The organism is Pseudonocardia aurantiaca, assembly GCF_039526725.1.
Classification (GTDB): Bacteria; Actinomycetota; Actinomycetes; order Mycobacteriales; family Pseudonocardiaceae; genus Pseudonocardia; species Pseudonocardia aurantiaca.
Window position 1 is genome coordinate 323,919 of record NZ_BAAAJG010000025.1, and the last position, 26,627, is coordinate 350,545.

The 26,627-nt window shown below is 71.6% G+C and carries 30 protein-coding genes; 17 read left to right on the forward strand and 13 right to left on the reverse strand.

What is annotated here, in order from left to right; genetic code table 11:
* The first annotated feature begins 15 nt into the window (after positions 1–15).
* From ABD143_RS30195 to ABD143_RS30220, 6 genes are all read left to right on the forward strand, one after another.
* Positions 16–1,398 (forward strand): ABC transporter substrate-binding protein, encoded by a 1,383-nt coding sequence (locus ABD143_RS30195; protein WP_343984846.1) that lies wholly within the window; start codon positions 16–18, stop codon positions 1,396–1,398.
* A complete protein-coding gene (locus ABD143_RS30200) occupies positions 1,338–2,333 on the forward strand; it encodes a carbohydrate ABC transporter permease (RefSeq protein WP_343984847.1) in 996 nt (331 codons plus the stop codon). The genes ABD143_RS30195 and ABD143_RS30200 overlap by 61 nt, the downstream gene beginning before the upstream one ends.
* The gene (locus ABD143_RS30205; RefSeq protein WP_343984848.1) at positions 2,330–3,238 is read left to right on the forward strand and encodes a carbohydrate ABC transporter permease; all 909 of its coding nucleotides are present in this window, start codon (positions 2,330–2,332) and stop codon (positions 3,236–3,238) included. Before ABD143_RS30200 ends, ABD143_RS30205 begins: the two co-directional genes overlap by 4 nt.
* Before the next feature lie 246 nt (positions 3,239–3,484).
* Positions 3,485–4,726 carry a glycosyltransferase family 87 protein gene (locus ABD143_RS30210; RefSeq protein WP_343984849.1) on the forward strand — a complete coding sequence of 414 codons (1,242 nt, stop codon included), beginning with the start codon at positions 3,485–3,487 and terminating at the stop codon, positions 4,724–4,726.
* 121 nt (positions 4,727–4,847) lie between these two features.
* Positions 4,848–5,273, forward strand: coding sequence for a VOC family protein (locus ABD143_RS30215; protein ID WP_343984850.1), 426 nt, complete (start codon positions 4,848–4,850; stop codon positions 5,271–5,273).
* A gap of 5 nt (positions 5,274–5,278) precedes the next feature.
* On the forward strand, positions 5,279–5,848 hold the full coding sequence (locus ABD143_RS30220; protein WP_343984851.1) for a YdeI/OmpD-associated family protein: 570 nt from the start codon (positions 5,279–5,281) through the stop codon (positions 5,846–5,848).
* A gap of 10 nt (positions 5,849–5,858) precedes the next feature.
* Here the strand turns inward: ABD143_RS30220 and ABD143_RS30225 are convergent, their stop codons facing one another.
* Together ABD143_RS30225 and ABD143_RS30230 are read right to left on the reverse strand one after the other, a co-directional pair.
* On the reverse strand, positions 5,859–6,488 hold the full coding sequence (locus tag ABD143_RS30225) for a maleylpyruvate isomerase family mycothiol-dependent enzyme (RefSeq protein WP_343984852.1): 630 nt from the start codon (positions 6,486–6,488) through the stop codon (positions 5,859–5,861).
* A gap of 57 nt (positions 6,489–6,545) precedes the next feature.
* Positions 6,546–6,914 carry an ArsR/SmtB family transcription factor gene (locus ABD143_RS30230; protein ID WP_343984853.1) on the reverse strand — a complete coding sequence of 123 codons (369 nt, stop codon included), beginning with the start codon at positions 6,912–6,914 and terminating at the stop codon, positions 6,546–6,548.
* A gap of 86 nt (positions 6,915–7,000) precedes the next feature.
* Here ABD143_RS30230 and ABD143_RS30235 point away from each other — a divergent pair, with 86 nt between their 5' ends.
* Entirely contained in the window at positions 7,001–7,471 is a 471-nt protein-coding gene (locus tag ABD143_RS30235; protein WP_343984854.1) for an ArsI/CadI family heavy metal resistance metalloenzyme, read from the forward strand.
* A 115-nt stretch (positions 7,472–7,586) separates the two neighbouring features.
* Here ABD143_RS30235 and ABD143_RS30240 read toward each other — a convergent pair whose 3' ends face one another.
* Entirely contained in the window at positions 7,587–7,799 is a 213-nt protein-coding gene (locus ABD143_RS30240) for a DUF5957 family protein (RefSeq protein WP_343984855.1), read from the reverse strand.
* Positions 7,800–7,987: 188 nt separating this feature from the next.
* Here ABD143_RS30240 and ABD143_RS30245 point away from each other — a divergent pair, with 188 nt between their 5' ends.
* From ABD143_RS30245 to ABD143_RS30260, 4 genes are all read left to right on the forward strand, one after another.
* Positions 7,988–8,464: a LuxR C-terminal-related transcriptional regulator gene (locus tag ABD143_RS30245; RefSeq protein ID WP_343984856.1), complete on the forward strand. Its 477-nt coding sequence runs from the start codon at positions 7,988–7,990 to the stop codon at positions 8,462–8,464.
* A gap of 107 nt (positions 8,465–8,571) precedes the next feature.
* Positions 8,572–8,994 (forward strand): YciI family protein, encoded by a 423-nt coding sequence (locus ABD143_RS30250; protein WP_343984857.1) that lies wholly within the window; start codon positions 8,572–8,574, stop codon positions 8,992–8,994.
* A 55-nt stretch (positions 8,995–9,049) separates the two neighbouring features.
* The gene (locus tag ABD143_RS30255) at positions 9,050–10,318 is read left to right on the forward strand and encodes an RNA polymerase sigma factor (protein WP_343984858.1); all 1,269 of its coding nucleotides are present in this window, start codon (positions 9,050–9,052) and stop codon (positions 10,316–10,318) included.
* Positions 10,319–10,406: 88 nt separating this feature from the next.
* Complete coding sequence (locus ABD143_RS30260) at positions 10,407–11,141, forward strand: SRPBCC family protein (protein ID WP_343984859.1); 735 nt, start codon at positions 10,407–10,409, stop codon at positions 11,139–11,141.
* A gap of 10 nt (positions 11,142–11,151) precedes the next feature.
* On the opposite strand, the gene ABD143_RS30265 is transcribed toward ABD143_RS30260, so the two are convergent.
* The 3 genes from ABD143_RS30265 to ABD143_RS30275 all read right to left on the reverse strand — a co-directional run bounded on the left by ABD143_RS30265 (position 11,152) and on the right by ABD143_RS30275 (position 14,690).
* Positions 11,152–12,819, reverse strand: a complete 1,668-nt coding sequence (locus ABD143_RS30265; RefSeq protein WP_343984860.1) for an FAD-binding dehydrogenase — start codon at positions 12,817–12,819, stop codon at positions 11,152–11,154.
* Between the two features lie 284 nt (positions 12,820–13,103).
* Positions 13,104–14,069, reverse strand: coding sequence for a patatin-like phospholipase family protein (locus ABD143_RS30270; protein WP_343984861.1), 966 nt, complete (start codon positions 14,067–14,069; stop codon positions 13,104–13,106).
* 27 nt (positions 14,070–14,096) lie between these two features.
* Positions 14,097–14,690 carry a 2'-5' RNA ligase family protein gene (locus ABD143_RS30275; protein WP_343984862.1) on the reverse strand — a complete coding sequence of 198 codons (594 nt, stop codon included), beginning with the start codon at positions 14,688–14,690 and terminating at the stop codon, positions 14,097–14,099.
* 170 nt (positions 14,691–14,860) lie between these two features.
* Between ABD143_RS30275 and ABD143_RS30280 the strand changes: the two genes are divergently transcribed.
* The 5 genes from ABD143_RS30280 (at position 14,861) to ABD143_RS30300 (ending at position 17,902) form a co-directional block, all read left to right on the forward strand.
* A complete protein-coding gene (locus tag ABD143_RS30280) occupies positions 14,861–16,093 on the forward strand; it encodes a serine hydrolase domain-containing protein (RefSeq protein ID WP_343984863.1) in 1,233 nt (410 codons plus the stop codon).
* A gap of 5 nt (positions 16,094–16,098) precedes the next feature.
* Positions 16,099–16,494, forward strand: a complete 396-nt coding sequence (locus ABD143_RS30285; protein WP_343984864.1) for a phage holin family protein — start codon at positions 16,099–16,101, stop codon at positions 16,492–16,494.
* A gap of 101 nt (positions 16,495–16,595) precedes the next feature.
* Entirely contained in the window at positions 16,596–16,859 is a 264-nt protein-coding gene (locus ABD143_RS30290; protein ID WP_343984865.1) for a hypothetical protein, read from the forward strand.
* Positions 16,860–16,979: 120 nt separating this feature from the next.
* Entirely contained in the window at positions 16,980–17,249 is a 270-nt protein-coding gene (locus tag ABD143_RS30295; RefSeq protein WP_343984866.1) for an ATP-binding protein, read from the forward strand.
* Positions 17,246–17,902, forward strand: a complete 657-nt coding sequence (locus tag ABD143_RS30300) for a response regulator (RefSeq protein WP_343984867.1) — start codon at positions 17,246–17,248, stop codon at positions 17,900–17,902. The genes ABD143_RS30295 and ABD143_RS30300 overlap by 4 nt, the downstream gene beginning before the upstream one ends.
* A 29-nt stretch (positions 17,903–17,931) precedes the next feature.
* Here ABD143_RS30300 and tenA read toward each other — a convergent pair whose 3' ends face one another.
* A complete protein-coding gene (gene tenA, locus ABD143_RS30305; RefSeq protein ID WP_343984868.1) occupies positions 17,932–18,618 on the reverse strand; it encodes a thiaminase II in 687 nt (228 codons plus the stop codon).
* A gap of 208 nt (positions 18,619–18,826) precedes the next feature.
* Here tenA and ABD143_RS30310 point away from each other — a divergent pair, with 208 nt between their 5' ends.
* Positions 18,827–19,045, forward strand: a complete 219-nt coding sequence (locus tag ABD143_RS30310) for a hypothetical protein (protein ID WP_343984869.1) — start codon at positions 18,827–18,829, stop codon at positions 19,043–19,045.
* Between the two features lie 35 nt (positions 19,046–19,080).
* Here ABD143_RS30310 and ABD143_RS30315 read toward each other — a convergent pair whose 3' ends face one another.
* The 6 genes from ABD143_RS30315 to ABD143_RS30345 all read right to left on the reverse strand — a co-directional run bounded on the left by ABD143_RS30315 (position 19,081) and on the right by ABD143_RS30345 (position 26,596).
* A complete protein-coding gene (locus tag ABD143_RS30315; protein ID WP_343984870.1) occupies positions 19,081–19,293 on the reverse strand; it encodes a hypothetical protein in 213 nt (70 codons plus the stop codon).
* Between the two features lie 81 nt (positions 19,294–19,374).
* Entirely contained in the window at positions 19,375–21,063 is a 1,689-nt protein-coding gene (locus ABD143_RS30320; protein WP_343984871.1) for a class I adenylate-forming enzyme family protein, read from the reverse strand.
* Positions 21,063–22,385, reverse strand: a complete 1,323-nt coding sequence (locus tag ABD143_RS30325; protein ID WP_343984872.1) for a cytochrome P450 — start codon at positions 22,383–22,385, stop codon at positions 21,063–21,065. Before ABD143_RS30325 ends, ABD143_RS30320 begins: the two co-directional genes overlap by 1 nt.
* Positions 22,386–22,455: 70 nt before the next feature.
* A complete protein-coding gene (locus ABD143_RS30330) occupies positions 22,456–25,527 on the reverse strand; it encodes a helix-turn-helix transcriptional regulator (protein WP_343984873.1) in 3,072 nt (1,023 codons plus the stop codon).
* Positions 25,524–25,772: a hypothetical protein gene (locus ABD143_RS30335; protein WP_343984874.1), complete on the reverse strand. Its 249-nt coding sequence runs from the start codon at positions 25,770–25,772 to the stop codon at positions 25,524–25,526. The genes ABD143_RS30330 and ABD143_RS30335 overlap by 4 nt, the downstream gene beginning before the upstream one ends.
* A gap of 275 nt (positions 25,773–26,047) precedes the next feature.
* Positions 26,048–26,596, reverse strand: coding sequence for a CobW family GTP-binding protein (locus ABD143_RS30345; RefSeq protein WP_343984875.1), 549 nt, complete (start codon positions 26,594–26,596; stop codon positions 26,048–26,050).
* Between the last annotated feature and the right edge of the window lie 31 nt (positions 26,597–26,627).

Consider the following 26,627-nt stretch of genomic DNA (forward strand, 5'->3'; position numbering starts at 1 on the left):
CAAGGAAGGCAACCCATGAAGTCATACCTGTCATCGAAGCCAGGCAGGCGGCGGGCCCGCAGTGTCCTCGCACTGCTGTCGCTGGCCACAGCCGCTGCGCTCGCCGGCTGTGCGAGCGCCGAACAGTCGACCGACGCAGCCGGTCAGTCGCCTGCCGGCTTCCAGCCCGTCGCGCAGGTCGACGGGTCGCCGATCACCGTATGGGCGGACTCGACCCGGCTCCCAGCCGTGCAGCAGTACCAGGCGTCGCATCCCGACGTGAAGATGGACGTCGTCACCTATGACGGCAGCGCGGACGGCTCCACCTACCTGCAGGCCAAGGTGCAGCTGTTCGACCGGACCGGGAGCGGCTGGCCGGACGTCGTCTTCGGCAGCCCGACCGACGTCACGTGGGCTTCCCGGCCGACCGGTCCGTCGGCCACGGCCTTCGCCGCTCCGCTGGATCAGAACCTCGTGCCGCAGCAGACGCTCGACGGCTTCGCGAAGGGTTCGCTCGAACCGTGCCAGGCGGGCGGGCACACCTACTGCATGCGCAACGACATCGCGCAGGTCGTGCTTTGGTACAACAAGTCGCTGATGGACCAGTTCGGCTACCAGGTGCCCACCACCTGGGAGCAGTACCAGGCGCTGGGGGAACGGGTTGCCAAGGAACACCCCGGTTACCTGGTCGGCTCGATCGGGGACACGAACTCGCAGGAGTCCTACTTCTGGTCGAGCCAGTGCCCGGCGTTCAACCTCGTGGGGCCGGACACGCTCAAGGTCGACCTGACGGACAAGAACTGCACCCGCATGGCCACCCTGCTCGACTCGCTGATCGCGGCGAAGTCGGTCACCACGCAGGGCTTCTTCAGCCAGGCCTTCGCGAAGGATGGCGGCGACAAGGTCCTGATGGCCAACGGCCCGTCCTGGTACGGGCAGTATCTGTTCAACTCCGCCTTCAAGGTGCCGGCCGGGCAGATCGCCGCCGCGGCGCCGCTGACCTGGGAAGGGGACACCACCGCGGCCACCGGCAATGTGGGCGGTGGGGTCTGGATGGTGTCTTCGCACAGCAAGAACTTGAAGGCGTCCACCGATCTGGTCACCTGGCTGACCACCTCGAATGACGTCCAGGCGAACGCGCCGACCTACCCCGCCTACGTCCCGGCGGCGCAGGCGTGGCTGGCCAACCCGGCGAACCAGCAGTACTTCGCGACCGACATCAGCGGCGTCTTCCAGGAGGCCGCCGACATGGTCTGGACGGGATGGTCGAACACGAGGTTCAGTGACGCCACATCGTGGTCGAGCGTTGTGCTGCCGGCGTTGACCGCGGGCAAGACTCTCAGCGAGACGCTTCCGCAGTGGCAGACCGCGATCATCGACGAGGCGAAGTCCGTCGGATACACGATTGCGACCCAATGACCTTGGTGCAGACCGGGCAAGCATCCGTGCCCTCCGCCACGCCGGTTCGTCGTCGCGCCACCACGCGACGGCGGGCCGGCCTGGCCGGCTACCTGTTCGTCTCCGGCTACACGATCCTGTTGCTGGCCTTCGGGGTCTTCCCCACGGTGTACGCGTTCTTTCTGGCACTGACCAACGACCGTGGCCAGTTCACCGGGCTCAACCAGTTCATCAAGGTGGCGGGGGACTACCGGTTCGTGCCTGCCTTCCTCAACATCCTGCTGTACCTCGTCATGTGGCTGCTGTCGCTGGTGGTGCTGACCGTTCTCGTCGCGGTGGTACTGCGCAGCCGGATGCGGCCGCGCCTTTCGGCGATCTTCCGCTTCCTGTACTACCTGCCAGGCGCGCTCGCAGGCGTGGCGAGCGTGCTCGTGTGGCTCTTCATGCTCGATCCGTCGGTCAGCCCGGTGTCGTGGTTCCTGCGGTCCCTGGGCTTCACCACCTTCGCCGAGGTGCTGTCGCCCGGCAATCTTCCGGTGATCTTCGTGCTGATCGCGTTCTGGACCGGGGCGGGCGGCTGGATCGTGGTCATGTACGGCGCGCTCAACAACATCCCGGACGAGGTGCTGGAAGCGGCCCGGATGGACGGTGCCGGTCCGTGGAAAACCGCCTGGCACATCCAGATTCCGATGATCCGCAAGTGGATCGCGTACATGGCCATCCTCGCCTTCGCCGCCGGCACACAGTTGTTCGTCGAGCCGCAGATGCTTCAGACGGCGAGCCTCGGCCGCCTCAGCCCGACGTGGTCACCGAACCAACTGGCCTACGTCTACGCCTTCCAGCACGGTGACTTCAACGGCGCCGCCGCGATCTCGATCGTCCTGCTCGCGCTCGGGCTGATCTGTGCCGGACTGCTGGTGAGCCGCTCAGACCTGTTCAAGGTGGACGAATCATGACGAACGCCTCCCTCGCCTCGGCGCCTCGACGGCGGCGCCACTCGCAACTGGCGTCGAACCTCGTCGTCATCGTGCTGTTCGCGGCATTGCTGCTGTTCTTCATCGTGCCGGTCGGCTGGCTGCTGCTCGCCCCGACCAAGACGGCGGACGAGCTGATCCACGACGGTCCGCTGTCGTTCGGGTCCTTTGCCAATCTGGGTGCGGCGTGGCAGCACCTGATCACGTTCCAGGACCACGCGTTGTTGGTGTGGCTGGGCAATTCCGCGGTTTACTCGATCGGGGCGCTCGTTCTCACCCTGGCCACGAGCCTGCCCGCTGGATACGCCCTGGCGCTGACGAGGTTCCGTGGCCGGAAATCGTTACTCGTGATCACGCTGGTAGTCATGATCATGCCGTCGGCGACCCTGGTGCTGCCGATCTTCCTCGAGCTCAACAAGTTCGGACTGATCGGCACGATCTGGTCGGTGATCCTGCCGTTCTCGTTCTACCCCTTCGGCGTCTATCTGGTGTACATATATTTCGCGACGAGCCTGCCGCGGGACATCCTGGCCTCGGCGCGCATCGACGGGTGTTCGGAATGGCAGCTGTTCACCCGTATTGCGCTTCCGCTGGCGAAACCGGTCGCCGCGCTCGTCGCGTTCTTCAGCTTCGTCGGCAACTGGAACAACTTCTTCCTCCCGTACCTGGTGCTGCCGAACAGCGACCAGTTCCCGATCCAGGTGGGTCTGAACCAACTGCTGTCCTCCACCCCGTCGTTCAACCCCGTAGCGGGTGCCGGGTTGAACATCACCAGCCCGGAGCTGGCACTGGCGATCATTATCGCCATCGTGCCGGTGCTGACCCTGTTCCTTTTCTCGCAGAGGGCCCTGGTCTCCGGCATGCTCGCGGGTTCTACCAAGGAATGACCTTGCGACCGAGCGTCCGCTAGGGCGTCCCAAGGGGAGCAGCCGGTCCGACTGTGGACACCGTAGGGCCCGCCACTCGAACGACGCTCGACTGTGCGTCCAGCGCACGACCCCGGGCCGCCGGGAGGCAGCAATTGCCGGCCGGGGCCCCGATCACTGGGCCCGCGGCCCCTGGCTCACTGCACCGGGAGCGACGACTTACCCTCCCTCCGTAGCAGTTTTGGTCTCTCTGACGATGTGAACGCGATGCTCCCCAATCACCTGCAGCTGCCTCCTCCCCGGCTACTCGGCCGCGGGTTGGTGCTGCTGGTCGCGGCGGCGGCGCTCGTCACTTCGGTGACGTTCTACGTACTGGACGGCTCCTTCGTCCTGACCCGCCTGGTCAGCACCGACTGGAAGATGCACACCGACTTCGAGACGTTCTGGCAGTCGGCCCGCGCGCTCCTCGAGGGGCGGGACATCTACGAGACGTCCGCGGCAGTCGTGAACCTCAACCCGCCCTTCGCGTCGCTCGTCCTCGCGCCGCTGGGGTGGTTGGACTTCTGGCCCGCCTACCGAGCCTTCACGTTGCTCTGCGTGGCGCTGGTCGTCGCGAGCATGGCCACGGTCGCCGGCGAGCTCCGCGTTCGGCCGGCCGCCGCGATCATGGTGACCACGGCCGTGCTGGTCTCCAGCCCGGTGCTCGCGACCCTCGGGCTCGGGCAGATCTACCCGCTCCTGATGGCGGGCCTTACTGTCGCCTGGGTGCTCGGCCGTCGCGGGCATGCCGTGTGGGCGGGCGCTGCGCTCGGGGTTGTGGTGGCGCTCAAGCCGTCCCTTGCGCCGGTGCTGCTCCTCCCGCTGGCGCGCCGCCAATGGGCCGTCCTGACCGCCGCGATCGGGACGGGTGGGCTTGCGGCGCTCGCCGGCTGGTTTACGGCGGGCTGGCAGTCGCTCCCGAACTGGGTGCTGCTGGTGTTCGATCACCCTGTCCAGGCCTATGTGGACAACGCCTCGCTCGTCGGCACCGCGCAGCGGCTCACAACGCAGTCACCCGGGGTCGATCCGCTCGTCGAGCTCCCCGGCGGCGCCGTGATCGGCCTGCTGCTCGGTCTCGCGTTGGTCGCCGTCACCACCTGGACGGTCCGCCGGCCACCCGCCGCCGGGCCCGACACCGGGTTGTGGGCCATGGCGGGCGCATCGCTGCTTGCGTCGCCGCTGTCCTGGCACAACTACTTGTTACTGCTCATGCCCGGGGTGTTAGTGCTCATCGTCCGGGGCCGCTGGCCGATCGCCGCGCTGCTGCTGGCGCTCTCCTCCATCGGGATGGAGTGGCAGTGGGTGTGGGGTGCGCCGGCGCCTGCGGTCGCGATGTCGCTGTACTGCGGGGTCCTGCTGGCCTACTGGGCGGCGCTCCTGCAGCGGCCGGCCGCCCGGGTGGACGCGGAGGTCGTTGCTCTGCCCCCGGCTCCAGGGCTGCCCGGCCAGCGAACCCACGTAGGCGTCTGACCTGCCAGGCCTCTAACGAGGGACAGCACGCGGATTACACATTCCGAAAAGTGCTCACTTCGTGAGCACTTCACCTCCGCATGATGACGGTGTTCACCCGCCCCGGCCCGAGGGAGCACCGATGTTCCGAGGATTCGCCACCATGAGCTTCTACGCCGACGACCTGGCCGCGGCCCGCGACTGGTACACGCAGCTACTGGACGTGGAGCCCTACTACGCCTACCCGCCCGCTCCCGCCGCCCCGGCATACCTGGAGTTCCGGATCGGCGACGACGCCGACGAGCTCGGCATCATCGACCGCCGCTACGCCCCCGCCGGCGCTGCAGCCGCCCCCGGGGGTGCGGTCATGCACTGGCACGTCGACGACCTCCCCGCCACCGTGCGGAAGCTGCTTGCAATGGGCGCCACCGAGTACCAGCCGATCACCGAGCACGGCGACGGATCCGGGTTCGCGACGGCCTCGGTCGTCGACCCCTTCGGCAACGTCCTCGGCGTCATGCACAACCCGCACTACCTCGACGTCCTCGCGGCCAGGGCGAAGGCGTGACGGCCATGACCACCACGGGCGTGCGCACGTTCCAGGCGGTCGACCGCGGGCAGTGGCGGGCCTGGCTGCAGGACAACTTCCAGACCGCCGACGAGATCTGGCTGGTCATCCACCACACCGGCAGCGGCACCCCGAGCATCCGGCAGCATGAGGCGGTCGAGGAAGCCCTCTGCTTCGGCTGGATCGACAGCCTCGCCCGCAAGCACGACGCCCACTCGTGGCGCCAGCGCTTCACCCCGCGCAACCCGCGCGGCGCCTGGAGCAACGTCAACCGCGAACTCGTCGAACGCCTCACCGCCGAGGGCCTCATGACCCCGCACGGCCAAGCCGTCGTCGACGAGGCCAAACGGACCGGAACATGGTCGGTCCTCGCCGACGCGCAGAACGGCGTGGTCCCCGACGACCTGCGCGAACAGCTCGCCGCCGACCCCGCCGCGGCCGACGCTTTCGACGCGTTCTCCCGATCGGCCAAGCGGGCGATCCTGGAGTGGATCGCCACGGCCAAACGACCGGAGACGCGCCGGCGCCGCATCGCGCGAACCGTCGAACGCGCCGCGCAGAACATGCGGCCGTGACCGCCGATCCCTAGCAGCGTTCCTGGAGGATTGCGACGCCTTCGCCCTCGAGGTCGTCGCAGTACGCCGCCCGTCCGGTCATGGCCATCACGAGTGCAAGCGTCGTGCCGGAGACGACTGGGCCCTCACCACCTGTGAAGGGCCCATCCGTCGCGACCAGCCGCAGGCCGCGCACCCGGCCCTTGGCGAGGACGACCATGTCCGAGCGCTCGTAGTGCCGGGCCACGTGCGTGACGGTGTCGATCGGGTGGTCGGGCTTGATGCCCAGGGGCCGCCGGATGTCCGCCGAATGGACGATCACCTCGCCGAGCATCGCCATCCTCGGGAGCGGCGGAGTGGTCGTGCTGGTGACGACCCGCTCGAAGCGGGCGAGCGTCTCGGCCGGGGACGCACCGAGCTGCTCGGCCAGGCGCATCGCGACCTGCTTGTCGAAATCGAACCGGCACCGGATCACTCCGGCCATCCAACGGGGGCCGTTGAGGCTCGCCGCCGCGGTCATGTGCGCGAGGACCTCGCGAACGTTCAGGCCGCTGCACAACGACGAGGTCGCCCACCGCTGCTCGTCGAGGCCTGCGAGGTCGGCGGCGAGGGCTGCGCGCTCAGCATGGATCAGGCGCCAGGTCCCGGTCGTTCTGCTCATTCCCACCAGACTCATTGCGGGGGTCGGAAATCATCGCTGCCGACTGAGGATGCTGGGTCACGTGCGGATCTCATCGAGTGAGACGACCGCGGACACCTGTCGCAGCGCATCGGGCAGCACACGGTAGTAGACCCACGTGCCGCGGCGCTCCCCGGCGATCAGCCCCGCCTCGCGCAGGACCTTGAGGTGGTGGGAGATGGTCGGCCCGGTCAGGTCGAACACCCCGGTCAGGTCGCAGACGCAGGCCTCGCCCCCGTCGTGAGACGCGATCAGCGAGAGCAGCCGCAGCCGCACCGGATCGCCCATCGCCTTGAACACCTTGGCGAGCTCGACGGCCTGGGCAGCCGACAGGGGCTCGCGGGCGAGCGGCTCGCAGCACCCGACCGAGCCGGCCGGCTCGACGAGCAACCGCTCCTGGTTCGACATGCTTCTACCTTGACAGCCGTCTAATCAGCGCGCAACCTCTGCATTGACAGTCATCGAATCAAGGTCATCGAATCAAGGAGGCAGTCATGTCCCGGGTCCAGCTCGCGCTGCGTGTGTCCGACCTCGAGGCGTCGATCGGGTTCTACCGGTCCCTGTTCGGCGTCGAACCGGCAAAGCGCAGGCCGGGCTACGCCAACTTCGCCGTCGCCGAGCCGCCGCTCAAGCTGGTGCTCATCGAGGGCGAGCCGGACCAGCCGACCGTGCTCGACCACCTCGGTGTCGAGGTCGAGACCACCGACGAAGTCGACGACGCCACCGCCCGGCTGGCGTCACTCGGCCTCTTCACCGCGGTCGAGAACGACACCACCTGCTGCTACGCGCTGCAGGACAAGGTGTGGGTGCAGGGGCCCGGTGCGGAGCCGTGGGAGGTCTACACGGTGAAGGCCGACGCCCCGGACGCCACCAGCATCCACCCCGCCGACCAGCCCGACTCCGGTCCGTGCTCCTGCGGAACTCCTGCCGACGTCGAGGCCGGGACCTCCGGCGCCTGCTGCTGAGCCCGGCTCGAACGCGACGTCGTTGCAGGTCCTATTGGTCGCGCGTGAGGTCGGCCGGGTCCGCGAGCTCGCGGACCGCACGTCGCCACCCACGCGAACGCGACAGTGGCCGCCCTCATCGCACGTCCTCGCGATCGTGACGGGCCTCGCGCCGCACGACGACCAGGGCGATCACCCCTCCCGCCACGCCGAGCACGGCGGGCAGGTAGCGCAGCCCGGTCGGCCGATCGAACAACAGCAGACCCAGCACGGCGACGACCTCGCTGAGGGCGAACCCGGCCAGCGCGCCGCAGGTCACGCCGAGCACGAGCGCTCCGGCGACTCTCATGGTGATCCTCCGATCGGGGTCGAACCCGTCGCCGCCGACGCTAGGAACAGTTCGCGCTTGTGTCGTCGGCTCAGCGGCGCGCGCCGCGTACGCCTCTGGGCGTAGGCGCGCGCGATCGCATACGCCCTGTGGCGCCAGCCGGCCGCACGGCGCTGACCTGCGCCGCATCGCCCCCTAGGCTCGGTGATGTGGATCGTTCCGTGGCGGCCGCCAGGCCGCGAGCGCGCAGGCCGAGCGGGAACGGGAAGCGGCGGCGCGGGTCGAGCAGGAGCGGTTGCGCATCGCACGGGAGCTGCACGACGTGCTCGTTCCTGGTCAAGGACACCGCGCACGACGAGCTGCGCCGCGCGGTGCGGCTGGTGGCAGCGGGCGACGCGATGCTCTCGCCCGCCGTGACCCGGCGGGTGATGCGCGGCGCGGCTGCCGGCCGTCCCGCGCTCGCCACGGATCGTCTCGCCGGGCTCACCGAGCGGGAACGCGAGGTGCTCGCCGAGGTCGGTGCCGGGCGGTCGAACGCAGAGATCGGCGAGCGGCTGTTCATCAGCCCGGCGACGGCGCGCACGCACGTCAGTCGGCTCCTGGGCAAGCTGGGCGTCCGGGACCGTTCGCAGCTCGTCGTGCTCGCCTACGAGACCGGTCTGGTGATGCCGGGAGCGGGGCTCTGAAAACTCGTCCAAGATTCTTTGGCGAGCGTGTCGAATCCGGTCGAGGCCGTTCGACGCGTGGGCAGAGGCGCCGAGAGGCGGCGCCGGGAACGACGAGGAGCACCCCGATGCGCGTCATGGTGATCATGAAGTACGACGGCCAGACCGAGAATGCCGCCGTTCCGACCCCGGAGTACATGGAGGCCATGCGCAGTTTCAACGAGGAGCTGGTGAAGGCCGGTGTGCTGCTCGCGGGTGAGGGGCTGCACCCCAGCGAGAAGGGGGCGCGGGTCCGCTTCGAGGCCGGCGGCACGAGTGTGATCGACGGCCCGTTCACCGAGGCCAAGGAGCTGGTGGCCGGGTTCTGGCTGTGGCAGGTCGGGTCGCTGGAGGAGGGCATCGAGTGGCTGAAGCGCTGCCCGATGCCCGACGACTCGCCCGCCGAGATCGAGATCCGGCAGGTCTTCGAGACCGGCGACTTCGGCGAGGAGTACACGCCGGAGCAGCGCGAGAAGGACGAGGAGCTCCGGGCGCAGGTCGAGGGCCGGTAGCCGTAAGCGGTACCCGGTTGCCGGGCCGCAGGAGGGCCTGGTCTGATGGCTCGTCGTGAGTCTGAGCGATGCCCATCGGACGGTCGAGGCGGTCTGGCGGATCGAGTCCCCGCGGCTCGTCGCCGGGCTCGCCCGGCTGATGCGGGACGTAGGGGTGGCCGAGGAGCTGGCGCAGGACGCGCTGGTTGCGGCGATGGAGAAATGGCCGGAGTCGGGCGTCCCGGACAACCCGGGCGCCTGGCTGATGTCCGTCGCCAAGCGGCGGGCGATCGACCAGATCCGCCGCAACGAGGTGCTCGCCCGCAAGCTCGGCGAGATCGGCCGGAACCTCGCTGCCGACGGCGAAGGCGTCATGCCGGACTTCGACGCAACCCTCGAGGACCACATCGAGGACGACCTGCTGCGGCTCGTGTTCGTCGCCTGCCATCCCGTGCTCTCCACGGACGGGCGGGTGGCCCTGACGCTCCGGCTGCTCGGCGGGCTGACGACGGACGAGATCGCGCGTGCCTACCTCGTGCCGGAGTCGACGATCGCGCAGCGGATCGTGCGGGCGAAGAAGACGCTGGCGAAGGCGGGCGTCCCGTTCGAGGTGCCGGTCGGCAACGAGCGGGTGGCCCGCCTCTCGTCCGTGCTGGAGGTCATCTACCTCGTCTTCAACGAGGGTTACGCGGCCACGGCCGGCGACTCGTGGCTACGGCCGACGCTGTGCGAGGAGGCGCTGCGACTGGGCCGGGTGCTCGCGGGGCTGATCCCGGACGAGCCGGAGGTGCACGGCCTCGTCGCGCTGATGGAGATCCAGGCGTCGCGGCTGCGCGCCCGGACCGGCCCCGACGGCGCGCCCGTGCTGCTGCTCGACCAGGACCGTGGCCGGTGGGACCACATGCTCATCCGCCGTGGCCTCGCCGCTCTCGAACGTGCCGAGGCCCTGGACGCCGAGCGCGGGCCCTACACGTTGCAGGCGGCGATCGCGGCGTGCCACGGCCGGGCCCGGACGGCCGAGGAGACGGACTGGATGCGCATCGCCGCGCTCTACGCCGGGCTTGCGCAGGTGGCGCCGTCGCCGGTGGTGGAGCTGAACCGGGCGGTCGCCCTGTCGATGGCGTTCGGCCCGGCCGCGGGGCTGGAGCTGGTCGACGAGCTGACGGCGGTGCCGGCGCTGAAGGAGTACCACCTGCTCCCGAGCGTGCGCGGCGACCTGCTGGTCAAGCTCGGCCGCCTGCGGGAGGCCGGCGCGGAGTTCGAGCGGGCCGCGGCGCTGACGCGCAACGAACGCGAACGGGAGCTGCTCACGGCGCGAGCGGTGGCGGCGCGGGCGGATACCTGAGGCGGCTCACCGACAACTCCATCGACGTTGACAACATAAGTTGTCGGTGGGAGGGTCAGGCGGTCGAACCCCACCGAAGGAGTGCCTGATGTCCCGCGAGTTCGAGCTGCGCAAGGAGGTGGCGCTCGATGCGTCGCCGGAGCAGGTCTGGGAGGCCATCGCCACCGGCCCCGGCCTCACCTCCTGGTTCATGACCCATGAGGTGGAGCCGGGTGTGGATGGCGTCGTGCGGCTGCGGGTCGGCGACTACGTCCAGGAGTCGCGGATCAGCGCGTGGGAGCCACCGAACCGCCTGGAGGTCGTCGGTGGCACGGCCGACGAGCCGTACGCCTTCGAGTACCTCGTCGAGGCCCGCGACGGAGGCAGCGCCGTGGTGCGGTTCGCGCAGAGCGGCTTCCTCGGGGACAACTGGGAGGCCGAGTACGAGGGGATGAACGTCGGCTGGGGGCACTACTTCCACACCCTCGACCAGTACCTCCGGTACTTCTTCGGCCGCCCGGTCACATTCGTGCTGGCCGACGGCCCCCAGGAGTCGGCCCCGGCGGAGGCGTGGCAGCGGCTCCTCGACGCGCTCGGGCTCGGCCACCGTCCCGTCGTCGGCGAGCAGGTGCGGCTGACCGGCCCCGAGCGGCTCGACGGCGTCGTCGACTACGTGCTCGACAGCTTCCTCGGCGTCCGCACGGCCGACGGCCTCTACCGCTTCCACGGACGGGCGATGCTCGGCATGCCGGTCGCCGTCGGGCACCACGTCTTCCTGCCCGACGTGGACGGCGAGAAGGAGAACGAGCGCTGGCGCACCTGGATGGAAGGGGCCTTCGCGTAGCGGGTCTGTTTCAGGAGACCGCCACTGCTGCGGCCCGCCCAGCCTGCCGTCCGGAGAAGATGCAGCCGCCGAGGAACGTGCCCTCCAGCGAGCGGTAGCCGTGCACACCGCCGCCCCCGAACCCGGCCACCTCACCCGCCGCGTACAGGCCGGGGAACGGGGTGCCGTCGGCGCGCAGCACCCGGCCGGACAGGTCGGTCTGCAGCCCGCCGAGCGTCTTGCGGGTGAGGATGTTGAGCCGCACGGCGATCAGCGGGCCGCTTGCGGGGTCGAGGATCTTGTGCGGCGACGCCACGCGCACGAGCCGGTCGCCGCGGTAGCGCCGAGCCCCGTGGATCGCCGTGACCTGCGGGTCCTTCGAGAACGGATTGTCGATCTCGCGGTCGCGCGCCACGATCTGGCGGTGCAGGTCGGCGAGGTCGAGCAGCGGCTCGTCGGTCAGCTTGTTCATGCCGGCGACGAGGTCGGGGAGCGTGTCGGCCACGACGAAGTCCGGGCCGTTCTCCTTGAACGCCTCCACCGGCGGTGGCGCGCCCGGCCGGACGCGGGCAAACACTTTCCGGACGTCCTTGCCGGTGAGGTCGGGGTTCTGCTCGGAGCCGGAAAGAGCGAACTCCTTCTCGATGATCTTCTGCGTGAGCACGAACCAGGAGTGGTCGTATCCGCTCGCGAGGATCGCCTGGAGCGTGCCGAGCGTGTCGAAGCCGGGGAAGTTCGGCGCCTGGAACCGGCGCCCCCGCGCGTCGAACCACAACGATGACGGCCCGGCCAGGATCCGGATGCCGTGCTGCGCCCAGATCGGGTCCCAGTTGCGGATGCCCTCCGTGTAGTGCCACATGCGGTCCCGGTTGACGATCCGGCCACCGGCGTCCCCGGCGATCCCGAGCATCCGGCCGTCGACGTGTTCGGGGACGCCCGAGATCATGTGCTGCGGTGCCGGACCGAGGCGGGCGGGCCAGTTCGCGCGGATGAGGTCGTGGTTCGCACCGATGCCGCCGGAGGTGACGAGCACGGCCTGCGCGTGCAGGTCGAACGCCCCGACCTCAGTGCGTGAGCTGGCCGTGCCGCGCGCGGCGGTGCTCGGCTCGAGCACGGCGCCGCGGACGCCGTCGACCACACCGTCGGTGACACTGAGCTCGTCGACCCGGTGCCGGAACCGCAGCTCCACCAGGCCCTTCGCCACCGCGGCGCGGACGCGTCGCGCGAACGGCGCGACGACGCCGGGGCCCGTGCCCCACGTGACGTGGAAGCGCGGCACCGAGTTGCCGTGGCCGTCGGCGAGGTGGCCGCCGCGCTCGGCCCAGCCGACCACCGGGAACCAGCGCACGCCCTGCGCGTGCAGCCACGCGCGCTTCTCGCCGGCAGCGAAGTCGACGTAGGCGGTGGCCCACTGGCGGGCCCAGAAGTCCTCGCCCGCCGGGTCGTCGACTCCGCGGTCGAAGGCGGCGGTGCCGAGCCAGTCCTGCATGGCGAGGTCGGCGGAGTCCCGCACGCCCATCCGCCGCTGCTCGGGGGAGTCGACGAGGAACAGCCCGCCGAACGACCAGAACGCTTGCCCCCCGAGGCTCGCCTCCGGCTCCTGGTCGAGCACCAGCACCTTCTTGCCCGCGTCGGCAAGCTCGGCCGTGGCGACAAGGCCCGCGAGCCCGGCGCCCACCACGATCACATCGGCGTCCATGTGGCAACCCTGGAGGCGACGCCGGGTGTGGTCAAGAACGGTGGCCCTGCCGACCCGACCCCGACACCTGCGGGCGGCCTGGAGGTGCGCGGGCGGTCCCCAGGCTCTGCGCACATATGCGCGTCCACCCACTTCCCGGCGGGTCGTGAGATGGACACCGGAGCTGCTTTTGGTTGGCGGATTCGCGCTGATGTCCATCTCACGGTGCCACTCGGTGCGTATGTGTGTGCAGAGCCTGCAAATGCGCGGGCGCGCCCTACCCACTGCACCGCGGCGCGCGTTGATCAGGGCTCGGCACGCACCCGGCGCAGCGCTGCAGTGACCGCGCCGTAGCCCTCCCGGGCCGCCCGCCGCACGCGCGGCACGTCGGTCGTCAGGCCGCGCACCCCCACGTCCTGCTCGGGCACGATCGCCAGCAGGTGCGCGTCCGCGCGGGAGGGGTGGGCGGCGTCGTCGAGGATCGCGAGCACCGGGGCGTGCCGGTGAGCTTCCTGCGCCATCATCCCGAGCCCCGGCGCGATCCGGTCGAGCGCACGTGCCCACGGGGCCGGGCCGCTGCCCGCACCCCGCCGCAGCTCCGAGGCGGCCCGCGTGAAGAGCGCGAGCACGTGGGTCGCGCCCTCGCTCAGCGCGCGCAGCACCGGCAGGGGCTCGGTGACCGACCCGTCGATCCAGTGCCGCCCGTGCAGCTCGACGGGGGGACCGGCGAGGAGCGGGATCGACGCGGTGGCCCGGAGCGCGAGCTTCCACTCGGCGGACGTGGTGGGTTCGAGGACGTGGGGTTGCAGGTCGTCGGCGGCGGTCGCCACCACGCGCAGCGGGACGGGTGAGTCGCGCAGCCGGTCCCATTCCAGCGGCTTCGAGTGCACGAGGACGTCGTCGAGCAGGTGGTCGAGCGACACCAGCGGGCGGCGCGGGAACCGGCGCGGGTCGATGAAGGCGCGGCACGCCATGTCCTCGAAGAAGATGTGCGCCGAGCCCCGACCGCTCCCGACCAGCAGCCCGGCGCCGACGTACGCGCCCGCCGAACTGCCGTAGACCGCGTCGAACAAGTCGCCGAGGCCGGTCTCCTGGAGCGCGTGCACCATCCCGCCCGCGTACGCGCCCCGCATCCCACCGCCGCTCACGGCCAGCGCGATCCGGTTGCCGTCCGCGCGCGTGCCTGCATCGCGTCGGCGCAGCAGCGCGCGCAGGACCTCGTCGTCGCCCCGCAGCACGGACGGGCCGGCGAGCTGGGATCGCGGCCTCACCACCCGATCATCTCCCGGCAACGGTCATCAGGGCAGCGAGAACTCCGCCACTGTCGTCCACGACCCCGCGACATCCGACCCGGCCATCAGGCGAACCGAGCCCACGTGCGCACGTAGCGGCAGGCCCGGCTCCAGTTCGGCGGCCGCGGTCCGCATGCGCGGCAGCGGCGCCCTGTGCCCGACGGTCAGGTGCGGTATGACCTTCAAGCCGTGCGCGCCCTCGTACGGTTCGAGCCCGAACCGCGCGCGGATCCCCTCCGCGAGCGCGACGAAGGGCGCCGCGGGCTCCGGGGCCAGCCACACCACGTCCTCGTCGAACCACTCCACCCGGGGGAATCGCGCCTCGAACGCCGGCACGGCCGCGACGACATCCTGGACGACGGCGAGCACCTTGTCGTCGACGTCCGCGGGCGGGACGAACGGGAACATCACCGTGACGTGGGCGGGCACGCCGAGCGCCGCAGCGGTGTCGAGCTCCGCGCGCAGCCTTCCCACCAGCGGTTCGGCCTCGGGAACGGGGACGATCAGGGCGCTCAGCCGGTGCTCCACGTCGGAAGCCTGCCACGGGCTCGCCCGGAAGTGCGGTTTCGCCGACCCGGCCGAGGCGGGTCGATCGACCATGCAATATGTCGCATCAACGTTCGGCCCGCCGATACGGGCGAAGGCGACACGGGCCGTGACTGGGTCCTCGTCGTCAACGAGGCGGCCCGCGGCGTCGGACCGCCCGGCCGTCTGCCCGCCTGACGCACGAGCCACCGCTCGGGAGATCACCCGGCGGTACTGTCCTACTCATGGCGGTGCTGAAGGTTGAGGTGGATCCGGACGAGGTGGGGATCGACGGGTCCCGGCTACAGCGTGTGGACACGCACTTCCGGCGCTACGTCGACGACGGGCGCCTCGCCGGTTGGACCATCGTCGTCGCTCGCCGCGGCCGCGTGGCGCACCTGACTCACCACGGACTCGCCGACGTCGAGGCGCAGCGAGCGGTTGCTGACAACACGCTCTGGCGTATCTACTCGATGACCAAGCCGATCACGTCCGTGGCCGCGTTGATGCTGGTCGAGCAGGGGGCGTTGCAGCTGAACGACCCCGTCTCGCGCTACATCCCCGCCTTCGCCGACGCCCGCGTGTACGCGGGTGGCTCGGCGGCCAACCCGGGCACAGTCCCCGCCACCGAGCCCGTACGCGTCTGGCACCTGCTCACCCACACCGCGGGGCTCACCTACGGCTGGCACCACGCGCACGCGGTCGACGAGATGTACCGGGCGAAGGGCTTCGAGTTCGGCGCGCCGCGCGGGATGGACCTCGCCGCGGCCTGCGAGGTGTGGGCCGGGATCCCGTTGCTGTTCCAGCCCGGCGCCGAGTGGAACTACTCGGTGGCCACCGACGTGCTCGGGCGTGTGGTCGAGGTGGCGTCCGGGCAGCCGCTCGACGGGTTCTTCTCGGAGCACGTCTTCGGCCCGCTCGGCATGACCGACACCGCATTCTCCGTGTCGCCCGACGACGTCGAGCGGCTCGCCGCGCTGTACGTGCCCAACCCGGCGGGCGGGCTGGTGCGCAACACGGTGATGGGCGAAGCGGTCACGCGGGAGCCCGCCTTCCTGTCCGGCGGCGGGGGCCTCGTCTCCACGGCGGGCGACTACCACCGCTTCGCCCAGATGTTGGCCCGCGGCGGCGAGCTCGACGGTGCGCGGCTGCTCGGCCCGCACACCGTCGCCTACATGACGCGCAACCACCTGCCGGGCGGCGCCGACCTGCACGCCTACGGCAGGCCGCTGTTCGCCGAGTCGCCCTACCGTGGCGTCGGCTTCGGCCTCGGCTTCTCCGTCGTGGTCGACGCCGCCGAGGGCAAGGCGCTCACCCACGAGGGCGAGTACGCCTGGGGCGGGCTCGCCAGCACGGCGTTCTACGTCGATCCCGCCGCCGAGGTCACAGCCATGTTCTTCACGCAGCTCATGCCCTCGAGCACCCATCCCATCCGCCCCCAGCTCCGTACGCTGGTCAATCAGGCACTGGTGGAGTGATTCCGATGTCGAACGCTCTCGCGCTCACGATTCGCGTGGCGGTTATCGCCGTCAGCCTCTGGGTGGCGACGCTCATCGTCCCGGGGATCGGCGTCACGGCCGGTACGACGTCCAATCGGTGGGTCACGCTGGTTCTGGTGGCCATCATCTTCGGCGTCGTCAACGCGGTGCTGAAGCCGCTGATCAAGGTGGTCGGCTGCCCGTTCTACGTCCTCACGCTCGGGCTCATCGGGCTCGTGGTCAACGCGCTGCTGTTCCTGCTCGTCGGCGCCGCTGCGCAGGCGCTCGGCCTGCCGTTCGTGGTCGCCGGCTTCGGAGCGGCGTTCGTCGGCGCGATCGTCGTGGCCGTGGTGGGCTTCGTCCTGCACCTGGTCATCCCCGACCGGCTCGACCAACGCTGACTCCGAGTTCCACCCGGAGATCCACCCGCGGGTGGTGCCGGTCCACCCGCCCCGGTTCCTAGCGTCGCCCTCGTCGGAAGAACACCGAGGAGGAGGCACCGATGGAGATGGACGAGCTGCTCACGTTCCTGCTGCTGCGCTTCGCGCTGATCGCGGGGGTCGTGCTGCTGGTGATTGCGGCGGTCGTCGTGGCCGTTGTCCTGCTGCGCCGCGCGGGCCGGCTCGACGAGGCCAGCCGGTACGTGGCTCCGGTCGTGCGGAGGAGTGCCGCCAACCGCCGGGGTGCGGTCGGACTGGCCGGCCGAGCCGCAGCGCAGTACCTGGACAGCCGCAACGACCGGGATCGCGACCGGGACGGGCGTTGACCCTGACGTTGACCTTGGCGAGGACGGTGCGGGCCGGGCTGGCGGTTCCGGCTCGACCACGGCGCCGCGGTCGAGGTCACGACTGCGGGCGCGCCGCGGGACGTCCCGACGCCCGTGGCCGTGGCGCTGCTGCGCGCCGCCCGGGAGGCGCTCACGAACGCCGCCCGGCACGCGCCGGGTGCCACGGTGCGGCTGGTTGTTGAGTTCGGGCCGCAGTTGCTGCGGCTCACGGTCGCCAACGGTGCATCGACCCGCCCGCCCTCGGCCGGCGGCGAGCCGGGCCACGGCCTCACGGGGATGCGTGAACGCCTGGAGCTCGCCGGCGGACGGCTGCACGCCGGGCCGGACGGGCCGGGCTGGCGGGTCACCGCCGAGGTGGCGGTGCCGTGACCGAACAGGTGCGCGTGGTTGTCGTGGACGACCAGCTCGTCGTGCGGGAGGGGCTCATGGCACTGCTCGGGCTCGCGCGTGAGATCGACGTGGCCGGGGACGCCGGCGACGGCGCGCAGGCGGTGGAGCTGCTCGCGACCACGGCGTGCGACGTCGTGCTGATGGACCTGCGCATGCCCGTGCTCGACGGCGCCGCGGCTACGCGGGTGATCACCCAGGAGCATCCGGCCGTGGCCGTCTTGGTGCTCACCACCTACGACGACGACCGCTCGCTCGCCGATGCGCTCGCGGCCGGGGCGCGAGGCTTCCTCACGAAGGACGCGGGCCGCGCCGAGATCGTGGCCGCGATCCGGGCCGCGGCCACCGGCCAGTCGGCGTTCGGCCCGGGCGTCGCCCGGCGGCTCGCCGAAGCCCTGGTCGGCACCACAACGACCACAGCCGTGGCGGAGCCACCCGCCGGGCTCACCGCCCGTGAGGCCGAGGTGCTCATGCTGATCGCGCGCGGGGCGTCGAACGCGGACATCGCCGAGTCGCTGGTGATCGCCCCGGCTACCGTCAAGACGCACATCAACAACCTGTTCGCCAAGATCGGCGTTCAGACCCGCGCAGATGCCGTGCGCTATGCGTACGGCACCGGGCTGGCGCGACCGTGAATCGCCCGTGTGGCGTCGGGACGAACGCCTCAGATCGGCCAGGTCTCCTGGCGATAGCCGGCGTCCCAGAACATCCACTCGTATTTCGACGTCGTGCGGAAGTGTTTGCGCATCGCCGTGCGCTCGCCCTCCGAGAGCCCGGCCCCGATCTTGTCGGTGACGGCCAGCACCGCGTCGACCACCGACTGGAAGTCGTCGCTGCCGTACATCGCGATCCAGCGGGCGTACAGCGGGTCGGGGGAGCTGCGGGCAAGCAGCTCCTCCCCGACCTTGGCGTAGATCCAGTAGCACGGCAGCACCGCGCCGACGGCTTCCGCGTAGGACCCGCCGAGCGCGGACGCCATCATGTACGAGACGTAGGCCTGCGTCGTCGGGGCCACCGGCTCCACCGCGGCCTCCTCCGGCGAGGAGCCCATCTCGCCCATCAGCGCCGCGTGCAGGTCCCGTTCAGCAGCGATCGCCCCGGCGGCGTGCTGGGCGAACATCACCGTGTCGTCTTCGTCCGGGGCCTTCGCCGCGCAGACGGCGAGGGCCTTGGCGTATCCGCGGAGGTAGTGGGCGTCCTGAACGATGTAGTGCCGGAACGACGCGCGTGGCAGCGTGCCGTCGGTCAGCCCGGAGACGAACGGGTGGGCGAGGATCGCGGCGTAGACGTCCTCGACGTCGGACCAGAGCACGTCGCGCGTGCGCAGGGTGGAGGCATCCGGGGTCACCATGACGAGCACGCTACGTGCGGAGGACCACCTGATCACAGCGCTGGGTCACGGATCATGCACCCCAGGTTCGCCTAAACGAGATGTCAATCACTTTCGGGTTCGATACCGCAGGGTGAACATCGGGGTAGTTCACGATGGACGGTGCACGGGCGACTCAGCGCTGAGGGCGCACCACCCGAACCGCAACGCACCGCGGAGGTGAGTCGGAATGACCCCCGTTCCAATGGACCATCACGAGAAGATGCGGCTACGCGCAGCCGCGTTCCGCGTGACGCGCCTGTACCCCGGCCCTGTCGGCGAGCTGCTCTCCCGTGAGCTGCTCACGTGGGAGGAGTTCGGGTACCGGCTCGGCGGCGAGCAGCTCGTGATGCGGCTGGTCGACCACGTGCTCAAGGCGCCCATCGCGCAGAGCGAGGCCGCCGCCTGATCTGCCGCTGATCCGCCGGCGCTGAGCCCTCGGGCTCAGCGCTCGTAGGTCACCGTCACGGTCGGGGCGCCGCCGGCGGGCACACCGTCGGCGAGGCTCGCTGCCGTAGCGGCCAGCACGAGCAGGGCCGCGAGCGTGACAACGCTCCCCACCCCGACCAGCACGGCCACGCCGAGGGCAGCGCGACCTCGTTGCCTCCGCGGCGCCCCGCCCGAGGGCGCCTCGGAGGCAGGGAGGTCGCTCGGCATCGGAGTCCGCACGGTTCTGGAATCGTGGCCGATGATCCGGCTGTTAACGATCCGGCAACCGGCCGCCCCCGGACCACCCGGTCAGCGCAACCGCTCGCGGAGCTCCCGCTTGAGTACCTTGCCCGCCGCCGACACCGGGATCGCGTCCACCAGGTGCAGCTCCCGCAGGTGCTTGTACGGCACCACCTGCTCGTTCACCGCGGCCATCAGCGTCTCCGCTCCCGCGTCGTCGAGCCTTGGCGCCACCACGAAGGCGACCGGCAGCTCCCCGACCATCGGGTCGGGCCGGCCCACGACCGCCGCACCGACCACCCCCGGCCGGGCGAACAGCAGCTCCTCCAGCTCGCGCGGGAAGACGTTGTAGCCCTTGTAGATCAGCATGTCCTTCTTGCGGTCGACGATGCTGAGATAGCCGTCGTCGTCCAGCACTCCGACGTCGCCGGTACGCAGCCAGCCGTTCACGAGCGCGGCAGCGGTCTCCTCCGGCTGGTCCTTGTAGCCGAGCATCACCTGCGGCCCCCGGATGCACACCTCACCGCGCTCGCCCGGCGGGAGCGGCGAGAGGTCGGTCCCCGCCGGGTCGACGATCCGGATCTCCGTGTCGAACACCGGACGCCCGACCGTGCCGACCTTGCGCACGCCCGCCCGCCCCTGTGGCCCCATCGTGGCCACCATCGTCACCTCGGTGAGCCCGTAGCCCTCGGCGACCACGACGTCCGCCCCGAAGCGGCGGCGCAGGCCCTCGATCATCTCGACGGGCATGGGTGCGGCGCCGGAGGAGACGCCGCGTACGGACGAGAGGTCGCGGCGGGTGAGATCCGGGTGCTGGAGCAGCGCGCCGAAGAGCGCCGGCGCCCCGCCCATCGTCGTCACGCGGAATCGCTCGGCGTCGGCGAGGTAGGCGGCAGGGTCGAACCGCTCGTGCAGGATCGTCGTGCCGCCGGTCAGCATGGGCACATTGAGCCCGCCGATCGTGCCCATCGCGTGGAACCAGGGCGTTATGTTGATGCCCGAACCGGTGCCCAGTCGCACCGGGTACTCGTCGGCGGACGCGACCTGGTCGAGTACCAGCCCGCCGTGCTCGTCGAGCGCGGGCACCGAGCCCGTGCTCCAGCACGCGGACTGCAGCGTGTTGACCACGACGTTGCGATGCGGCAGCCGCACGCCCTTCGACCGGCCGGTCGTGCCGCCGGTGTAGGCGAGGTGCGCGAGGTCGCTGTGGATGTCGATCTCGACGCTCGGCGGTGTCGTCGGCGCATCGGCGTGGAACGCCTCGAAGTCCTCGCCGCCGGGGACCCCGTCGAGCGCGGCCTCACGGGACGGGTCGAGCGCCTGGTCCCTGTCTGTGACGAGCACGAGACGGATCGCGGTGCGGTCGCGGGCGGCGGCGAGCGCCGGAGCGGCCGGCCCCCAGGTCACGGCGGCGACGGCGCCGCAGTCGGCGAGCTGGGCGGCGAGGTCGGCGGGCGGGAGCAACGGGTTGGCGGGGGAGAACGTGGCCCCGGCCAGCAGGATTCCGTAGTAGGCGACCGCGTACTGCGGGCAGTTCGGCAGGTGGATCGCCACGACGTCGCCGCGCCCGATCCCGGCGGCGCCGAGCGCGTTGGCGAACGCCGAGGCGCGGGCGTGCAGCTCGGCGAACGTCAGGTCGCGGCCGGCGAAGTGCACCGCGGTCCGGTCTCCGAAGCGGCGGGCCGACCCCGCGAGCACCGCCCCGACCGGCACCTGCGGGTAGCCGAGGGACTGCCGCACCCCCTGCCCGGCGGTCATCACGCACCCCCGGCAGTGAACGCCACCGGCAGGTGCTTGATCCCGTTGATGAACATCGACTTGAGTCGCTGCGGAGGTGCCGTGGTGTGGATGTCCGGCACCCGCCTGAGCAGCTCGCGGAACATCACGGCCATCTCGCGGCGCGCCAGGTGGGCGCCGAGACAGAAGTGCGGCCCGGCGCCGCCGAATCCGACGTGCGGGTTCGGGGACCGCAGCACGTCGAAGTCGTCCGGGTCGTGGAAATGGGCGGGGTCCCGGTTGGCCGCCCAGTAGAACAGGGCCACCTTGTCGCCCGTCATCATCGGCTGCCCGCCCAGCACGGCGTCGGCAGCGAGCGTGCGCCGCATGAAGATCACCGGTGACGCCAAGCGGACGATCTCCTCCACCGCCGTCGGCGTCACGCCCTCGATGTCGGCGAGCCACGCGGCCCGCTGCTCGGGGTGCTCGCTGAGCAGGTGGATGCCCCAGCTGATCGCGTTGCGCGTGGTCTCGTTGCCCGCCACGACGAGCAGGATGAAGAAGCTCGCCAGCTCGTCGGGGGTGAGTCGCTCGCCGTCGATCTCGGCGTTGACAAGAGCGGACGTGACGTCGTCGGTGGGGTTCTCGGTCCGCTGCCTGCCGAGGTCGCGCATCAGCTCGGCAAGGTCGTTGCCCGCCTGCAGCAGCGCCATCACGACGTTGCCCGAGTCCGGGACGTACTCCGGGTCCTGCGCCCCGAGGATGATGTTGCTGCGGTCCAGCACGAACGCGTACTGGCTCGCCGGGACGCCCATCATGTCGCAGACGATCTTGAGTGGCAGCCGCGCGGAGATCGCAGGCACCGCGTCGCACTCGCCCGCGTCGATCACGTCGTCGACGATGCCGCGAGCCGTGCGCTCCACGTCCTCGACGAGTCCCGCGAGCCGCCGGGGGGTGAACCCGCGGGAGACGATCCGGCGCAGCCTTGCGTGCCGCGGGTCGTCGGTGTTGATCATCGAGCCGTAGAACTCAAGGAACTCCTGCGGCATGTCCGCGATTCCGGTGGCACCGCGGCCGGAGGTGAACACCGAGGGCGTGCGGCTGGCCTCTGCGAGGTCGTCGAGCCTGGTCAGGGCGTAGAAGCCGGCGCCGCGCGGGAACGGGCTCTCCGGCTCGGGGAAGAACGCGACCGGCTCCCGCTCCCGCAGGGCGGCGAACCCGGCGGCCCGCTCCTCGATCGGCGCCGTCCAGAACCCGTCCGTGTCGGACACGTCCGGCCGCCCGGCCCACGCAGTGCTGTTCCCGGTGCTTGCGTGCCCGGCGCCGGTGTGCTCGGTGTTGCCCTCGGTACGCGTCGGCGCCATCGCCGAGCCTCCTCGTTGGTGAGTGGACCGGATCACTACGTGATCCACCATAGTTACCGAGAGGTAGGGCTCAAGGGTCCGAGCGCACCATCTCCCGGTTCGCCGGGGCCAGCAGGCCGCGCTCGTATGCGACGGTGACGGCTTCGGTGCGGCTGCTCGCGCCGAGCTTCGCCATCACCCGGGACAGGTGCACACTCACCGTCTTCTCGCTGATGAACAGCTCCGCCCCGATCTGGCGGTTGGTGCGGCCGCTCGCCACGAGCCCGAGCACCGAGCGCTCGCGGGGGGTGAGTGGGTCCGGCCCGGCGGGCACCGGCGGCGGTGGGGCCGCCTCAAGCCGCACCCCGGCCCGCGCGGCCAGTTCGCGAACGGCGCCGGCCAGGGGCTCGGCGCGCAGCCACGCGGCGGTGCCCAGCGCGGCGCGGAGATCCTCCGCGACCTGCGCGTGGGCGGCTCCGCTCGTGAGCGCGGCCTCGGCCCGGCGCAGCATCGCGTAGGCCTGCTGGTAGCTGGGAAGGGCCGTGCCGCCGGGCGCGCGGTCCTGCCTCTCGTAGGCGAAGGCCGCGACCACCTCGCTCCAGGCCGCAGGGTCGGGCGTGCCCGCCACCCGGGTGAGCTCCGCCCGCGCGCGGCAGAGCCAGGCGCGTCCCTCGGGCCCGAGGGCGCCGGCGCGGGGCAGGCCCCGCTCGGCCGCCTCCTCCGCCGCGCGCACCATTTCCCTGGCGGCGGTCACCGCCTCCGCCACCGGCTGGAGCCCGGCCGCCGCCATGTCGCCATAGGCAGCGGTGCCCAGCGCGCCCAGCATTATCCGGCCGAGATGCGGGTTCAGGTCGGTGTACGGGCCGGTGTTGAGCCCGTCGAGCGCGTGCCGTACGCGCTGCGCCGCCTCCTCGGGGCGGCCCTGCCACATGGCGGCCTCGGCCCCCGCCTGACCCATCAGCATGATCACCTGCTCGTCGACGGGCGTGGAGTCCCGCAGCTCCGCCAGGCGCCGTTCGGTGGCCGCGAACCGCCCGCGCCCCACGGAGGTGAGGAGCCCCGCCGCCGCGAGCCGGGTGGCGACCGTGGCCGAGACCGACTCGCCCGCGATCTCGGCGGCGGCCTCCGCGGCGTCCCACTCCCCGCGCATGTAGCGCGCGATCACGTGGGCGACACGCAGCTCCAGCCCGTAGCCGCTCCACGTGGTGCCGGTGGCCGCGGCCCGCTCTTCGCCCGCCGCGAACTCGTCGCCCGCCTCCGCGAGGCGCCCCTCGCCGAGCAGGGAGATGCCCACCGCGTAGTAGGCGCGCAGCTCGACCGTCAGGTTGGCCGAGTCCCGGGCCAGCGGCTTCGCCTCGGCGAGCAGCTGGCGGGCGCGTTCCGGGTCGCCGTCGTACTCGGCGCAGACGGCCAGCGTGACGAGCGCGTCGGCGGTGGCGCCCTCGACCCTGACGTTCTGCTCCGCCGAGACACGCCGCGCCACAGCGAGCGCCGCCTCCGCCTCGGCCACCGACTCGGCGAAGTGGTCGAGCCGGCCCAGCACGCGGGCCAGCACGGCGTGGGCCCACGCGAGCTCGTCCGACGGCGGGAGGCCGACCACCAGCTCCAGCGCGCGCCGCGCCACCGTGAGGGCCTCCTGCTCGTGGCCCGCGAGGTCGAGCAGCCGCAGGGCGTAGCGGCGGCCGATGGCCGAGGTCAGCCGCGGGTCGCCGCGCTCCTCGGCCAGCTCGAGGGCGCGGCGCCCGAGCGCGATGCCGCGGTCCGGATCGCCCGTGGCGCTCGCTCCCCACGCGGCCCAGCGGGTGAGCGTGCCCTCATCGACCCCCGCGACGGCCTCGGCGTCGGGCACGGCGGGCCACAGGTCGATGGCCCGCTCGGTGTGCAGCAGGATCTCGGCCGGAGCCTCGCGCTCGTTGGCCTCGTTGGCCGCCTGCACCGACGCCGCGAGCGCGAGCGGGAGATCGTGGCAGGCCATCGCGTGGTGGGCCAGCTCGGCGGCGCGCCCCGGCTCGGCGGCGCCGCGCGGGCCGCTGCCTCCGGGGAGGGCGAGCAGCGCGGCGTACGCAGCGTGCAGCCGGCTCCGCTCGCCGGGCAGCAGCTCGTGGTAGACGGCCTCGCGCAGCAGCGCGTGGCGGAAGGCGTAGGCGTCGTCGCCGGGCACCCCGCCGGGCTCGGCGGCCGCAGCGACGAGCACGTGGTGGGCGACCGCCTCGCGCAGCGCGTGCTCCAGTTCGTCGACCGGCAGCCCGGACACCGCAGCCAGCCGGTCGTGGCGCACCCGCCTGCCGGCCACCGACGCGATGCGCAGCATCCGCTGGGTGGCCGGCGAGAGCCCCTCGACGCGCGCCAGCAGCACCTCGGCGAGCCCGTGCGGCAGCCCGTCGGAGGATGCGGAGACCAGCTCCTCGGCGAAGAACGCGTTGCCCTCGCTGCGCCGGGCGACCGTGCGCAGCATCGCGGCCGGGAGGCTGCCGTCGGCGAGCAGCCGCACCAGCTCCAGCGCCTCGTGCTCGGGGAGCGGGGTGAGGTCGATGCGCTCGACGGCAGGCAGCCGGACCAGCTCCGACAGCACCGGGCGCAGCGGGTGGCGGCGGTGCAGGTCGTCGGTGCGATAGGTGGCGAGCACGACCAGCCCCTGCCCGGACAGGCGCGACAGCAGGAACACCAGCAGGTCGCGGCTGGAGCGGTCGGCCCAGTGCAGGTCCTCGACGACCAGGAGCACCGGGGCGCTCGCCGTGAGGTCGTCGAGTGCCGACAGCACGGCGTCGAACACGCGGAGCTGGCCGAGGTCGCGATCCTCACCCCGGGTGGTGCCGCCACGGGCCCAGCCTCCGGGGAGCAGGTGGCGCAGGGCCTCGTGCTCGTCGAGCAGCTTGGCATGAGTCGCGGCGAGCGCCCCGACGATCTCGGTGAAGGGCAGGTACGGCAGCGCCGACTCGGCGGTGTCGAGGCAGCGTCCGACGAGCACGGTGAACCCCGCGGCGACCGCCCGCTCGACGGCCTCGGTGACCAGGCGCGACTTGCCCACCCCGGCGTCTCCCGAGAGGAGCACGCCGGTGGGGCGGCCGGCTGCGGCGCGATCGAGCGCACCGGCGAGCGCCGACACCTCGTGCCGGCGCCCCACGAGCCCGATCCCCGCCCCCAGCCGCGCCACGCCGGTCATCGTGACACGGCGCTACGACGTTCTGCGTCGTGATTGCCGTCGGCTGAACCCGCGTCAGCGGCGGCGGCTGCCGGTCCACCGGCGCGCCGGCGCGGCTCCGGCGGATCGGTGGGCGGCGTAGCCACCGGCCTGCGCCGCCGGAGCGAGGACGCCAGCCGGGCCAGCCGGTAGTTGTCGGCCTCGGCGAGCAGTTCCTTCCGGTGGAGTTCGGACTGGGCGGTGAGCAGCGAGAAGTCGGTGAACATGGCTCCAGGTTCGGCCTGAGGCCCACCTCCGGACATCGGTCGATCACGTCATCCTGAGCCCTCGTGGGAGGCACTGCGGGGTAAGGCCGCCTCAGCCCCCTTACTCGGGGGTGAGGAGCCCGCGCTGGTAGGCCCGCACCAGACGGCGGGGCACGAGGTGGCGCCGTCCGGCGATCGTGATCGGCACCAGGTCCGGCGGTAAGGCCTTCCACTGTGCCCGCCGGCTGCGGGTGTGGGACCGGGACGTGCGGCGTGGCCCGGCCTGGGTACGGCCATCAGTGCTCCTCTTTCTCGGTGTCGGCAGGGCCGCTGAGCAGGTCAGCGGGGGTCTCGCAGGGGTCGGTGTGCCACCAGCCGAACGGGTCGGGCAGCTCCCGCCAGGCGTCCTCGCCCGCCGCCACCTCGGCGTCGGTGAGCAGAGCGCCCAACAGCGCGCCCTCGATCTCGCGGAGGTCGACGACCTCGGTGACCGGCGCGCCGTCCACGAGCACGTGCAGCAGCGACCAGCAGACCTGTTCCGGTTCGAGCGCCGGGTCGAGGTGGAGGACGACCCGGCGCGGCCCGCCGGGGCCTGCCAGCTCGAGCAGCTGCGGGAGGAGGTCCTCCCGCAGGGTGCAGGACAGGAAGCCGTGTTCGAGCTCCAGCACCGTCGTCTCGTCGAACCGGCCGCGGCGCAGCCTGCGGTGCACCCGGCCGGACGCGATGTCCCGCAGGTCGTGGTGCCGCACGGCGGTGTCCGGGTCGAGGGCGCGGATGCGGCTGATCACGCCCTCCACGCCGGGTACGTGCATGCCGGTCAGCACCAGCAGCTCTGGTCGGGTCACGGCGTCCTCCTCCGGGTCGGGCATTTGTGGC

Coding starts and splice junctions, on each gene's coding strand:
- ABD143_RS30195 (WP_343984846.1), top strand. CDS start 16: ATGAAGTCATACCTGTCATCGAAGCCAGGCAGGCGGCGGGCCCGCAGT.
- ABD143_RS30205 (WP_343984848.1), top strand. CDS start 2,330: ATGACGAACGCCTCCCTCGCCTCGGCGCCTCGACGGCGGCGCCACTCG.
- ABD143_RS30210 (WP_343984849.1), top strand. CDS start 3,485: ATGCTCCCCAATCACCTGCAGCTGCCTCCTCCCCGGCTACTCGGCCGC.
- ABD143_RS30215 (WP_343984850.1), top strand. CDS start 4,848: ATGTTCCGAGGATTCGCCACCATGAGCTTCTACGCCGACGACCTGGCC.
- ABD143_RS30220 (WP_343984851.1), top strand. CDS start 5,279: ATGACCACCACGGGCGTGCGCACGTTCCAGGCGGTCGACCGCGGGCAG.
- ABD143_RS30225 (WP_343984852.1), bottom strand. CDS start 6,488: ATGAGCAGAACGACCGGGACCTGGCGCCTGATCCATGCTGAGCGCGCA.
- ABD143_RS30230 (WP_343984853.1), bottom strand. CDS start 6,914: ATGTCGAACCAGGAGCGGTTGCTCGTCGAGCCGGCCGGCTCGGTCGGG.
- ABD143_RS30235 (WP_343984854.1), top strand. CDS start 7,001: ATGTCCCGGGTCCAGCTCGCGCTGCGTGTGTCCGACCTCGAGGCGTCG.
- ABD143_RS30240 (WP_343984855.1), bottom strand. CDS start 7,799: ATGAGAGTCGCCGGAGCGCTCGTGCTCGGCGTGACCTGCGGCGCGCTG.
- ABD143_RS30250 (WP_343984857.1), top strand. CDS start 8,572: ATGCGCGTCATGGTGATCATGAAGTACGACGGCCAGACCGAGAATGCC.
- ABD143_RS30260 (WP_343984859.1), top strand. CDS start 10,407: ATGTCCCGCGAGTTCGAGCTGCGCAAGGAGGTGGCGCTCGATGCGTCG.
- ABD143_RS30265 (WP_343984860.1), bottom strand. CDS start 12,819: ATGGACGCCGATGTGATCGTGGTGGGCGCCGGGCTCGCGGGCCTTGTC.
- ABD143_RS30275 (WP_343984862.1), bottom strand. CDS start 14,690: ATGGTCGATCGACCCGCCTCGGCCGGGTCGGCGAAACCGCACTTCCGG.
- ABD143_RS30280 (WP_343984863.1), top strand. CDS start 14,861: ATGGCGGTGCTGAAGGTTGAGGTGGATCCGGACGAGGTGGGGATCGAC.
- ABD143_RS30285 (WP_343984864.1), top strand. CDS start 16,099: ATGTCGAACGCTCTCGCGCTCACGATTCGCGTGGCGGTTATCGCCGTC.
- ABD143_RS30290 (WP_343984865.1), top strand. CDS start 16,596: ATGGAGATGGACGAGCTGCTCACGTTCCTGCTGCTGCGCTTCGCGCTG.
- tenA (WP_343984868.1), bottom strand. CDS start 18,618: ATGGTGACCCCGGATGCCTCCACCCTGCGCACGCGCGACGTGCTCTGG.
- ABD143_RS30310 (WP_343984869.1), top strand. CDS start 18,827: ATGACCCCCGTTCCAATGGACCATCACGAGAAGATGCGGCTACGCGCA.
- ABD143_RS30315 (WP_343984870.1), bottom strand. CDS start 19,293: ATGCCGAGCGACCTCCCTGCCTCCGAGGCGCCCTCGGGCGGGGCGCCG.
- ABD143_RS30320 (WP_343984871.1), bottom strand. CDS start 21,063: ATGACCGCCGGGCAGGGGGTGCGGCAGTCCCTCGGCTACCCGCAGGTG.
- ABD143_RS30325 (WP_343984872.1), bottom strand. CDS start 22,385: ATGGCGCCGACGCGTACCGAGGGCAACACCGAGCACACCGGCGCCGGG.
- ABD143_RS30330 (WP_343984873.1), bottom strand. CDS start 25,527: ATGACCGGCGTGGCGCGGCTGGGGGCGGGGATCGGGCTCGTGGGGCGC.
- ABD143_RS30335 (WP_343984874.1), bottom strand. CDS start 25,772: ATGTTCACCGACTTCTCGCTGCTCACCGCCCAGTCCGAACTCCACCGG.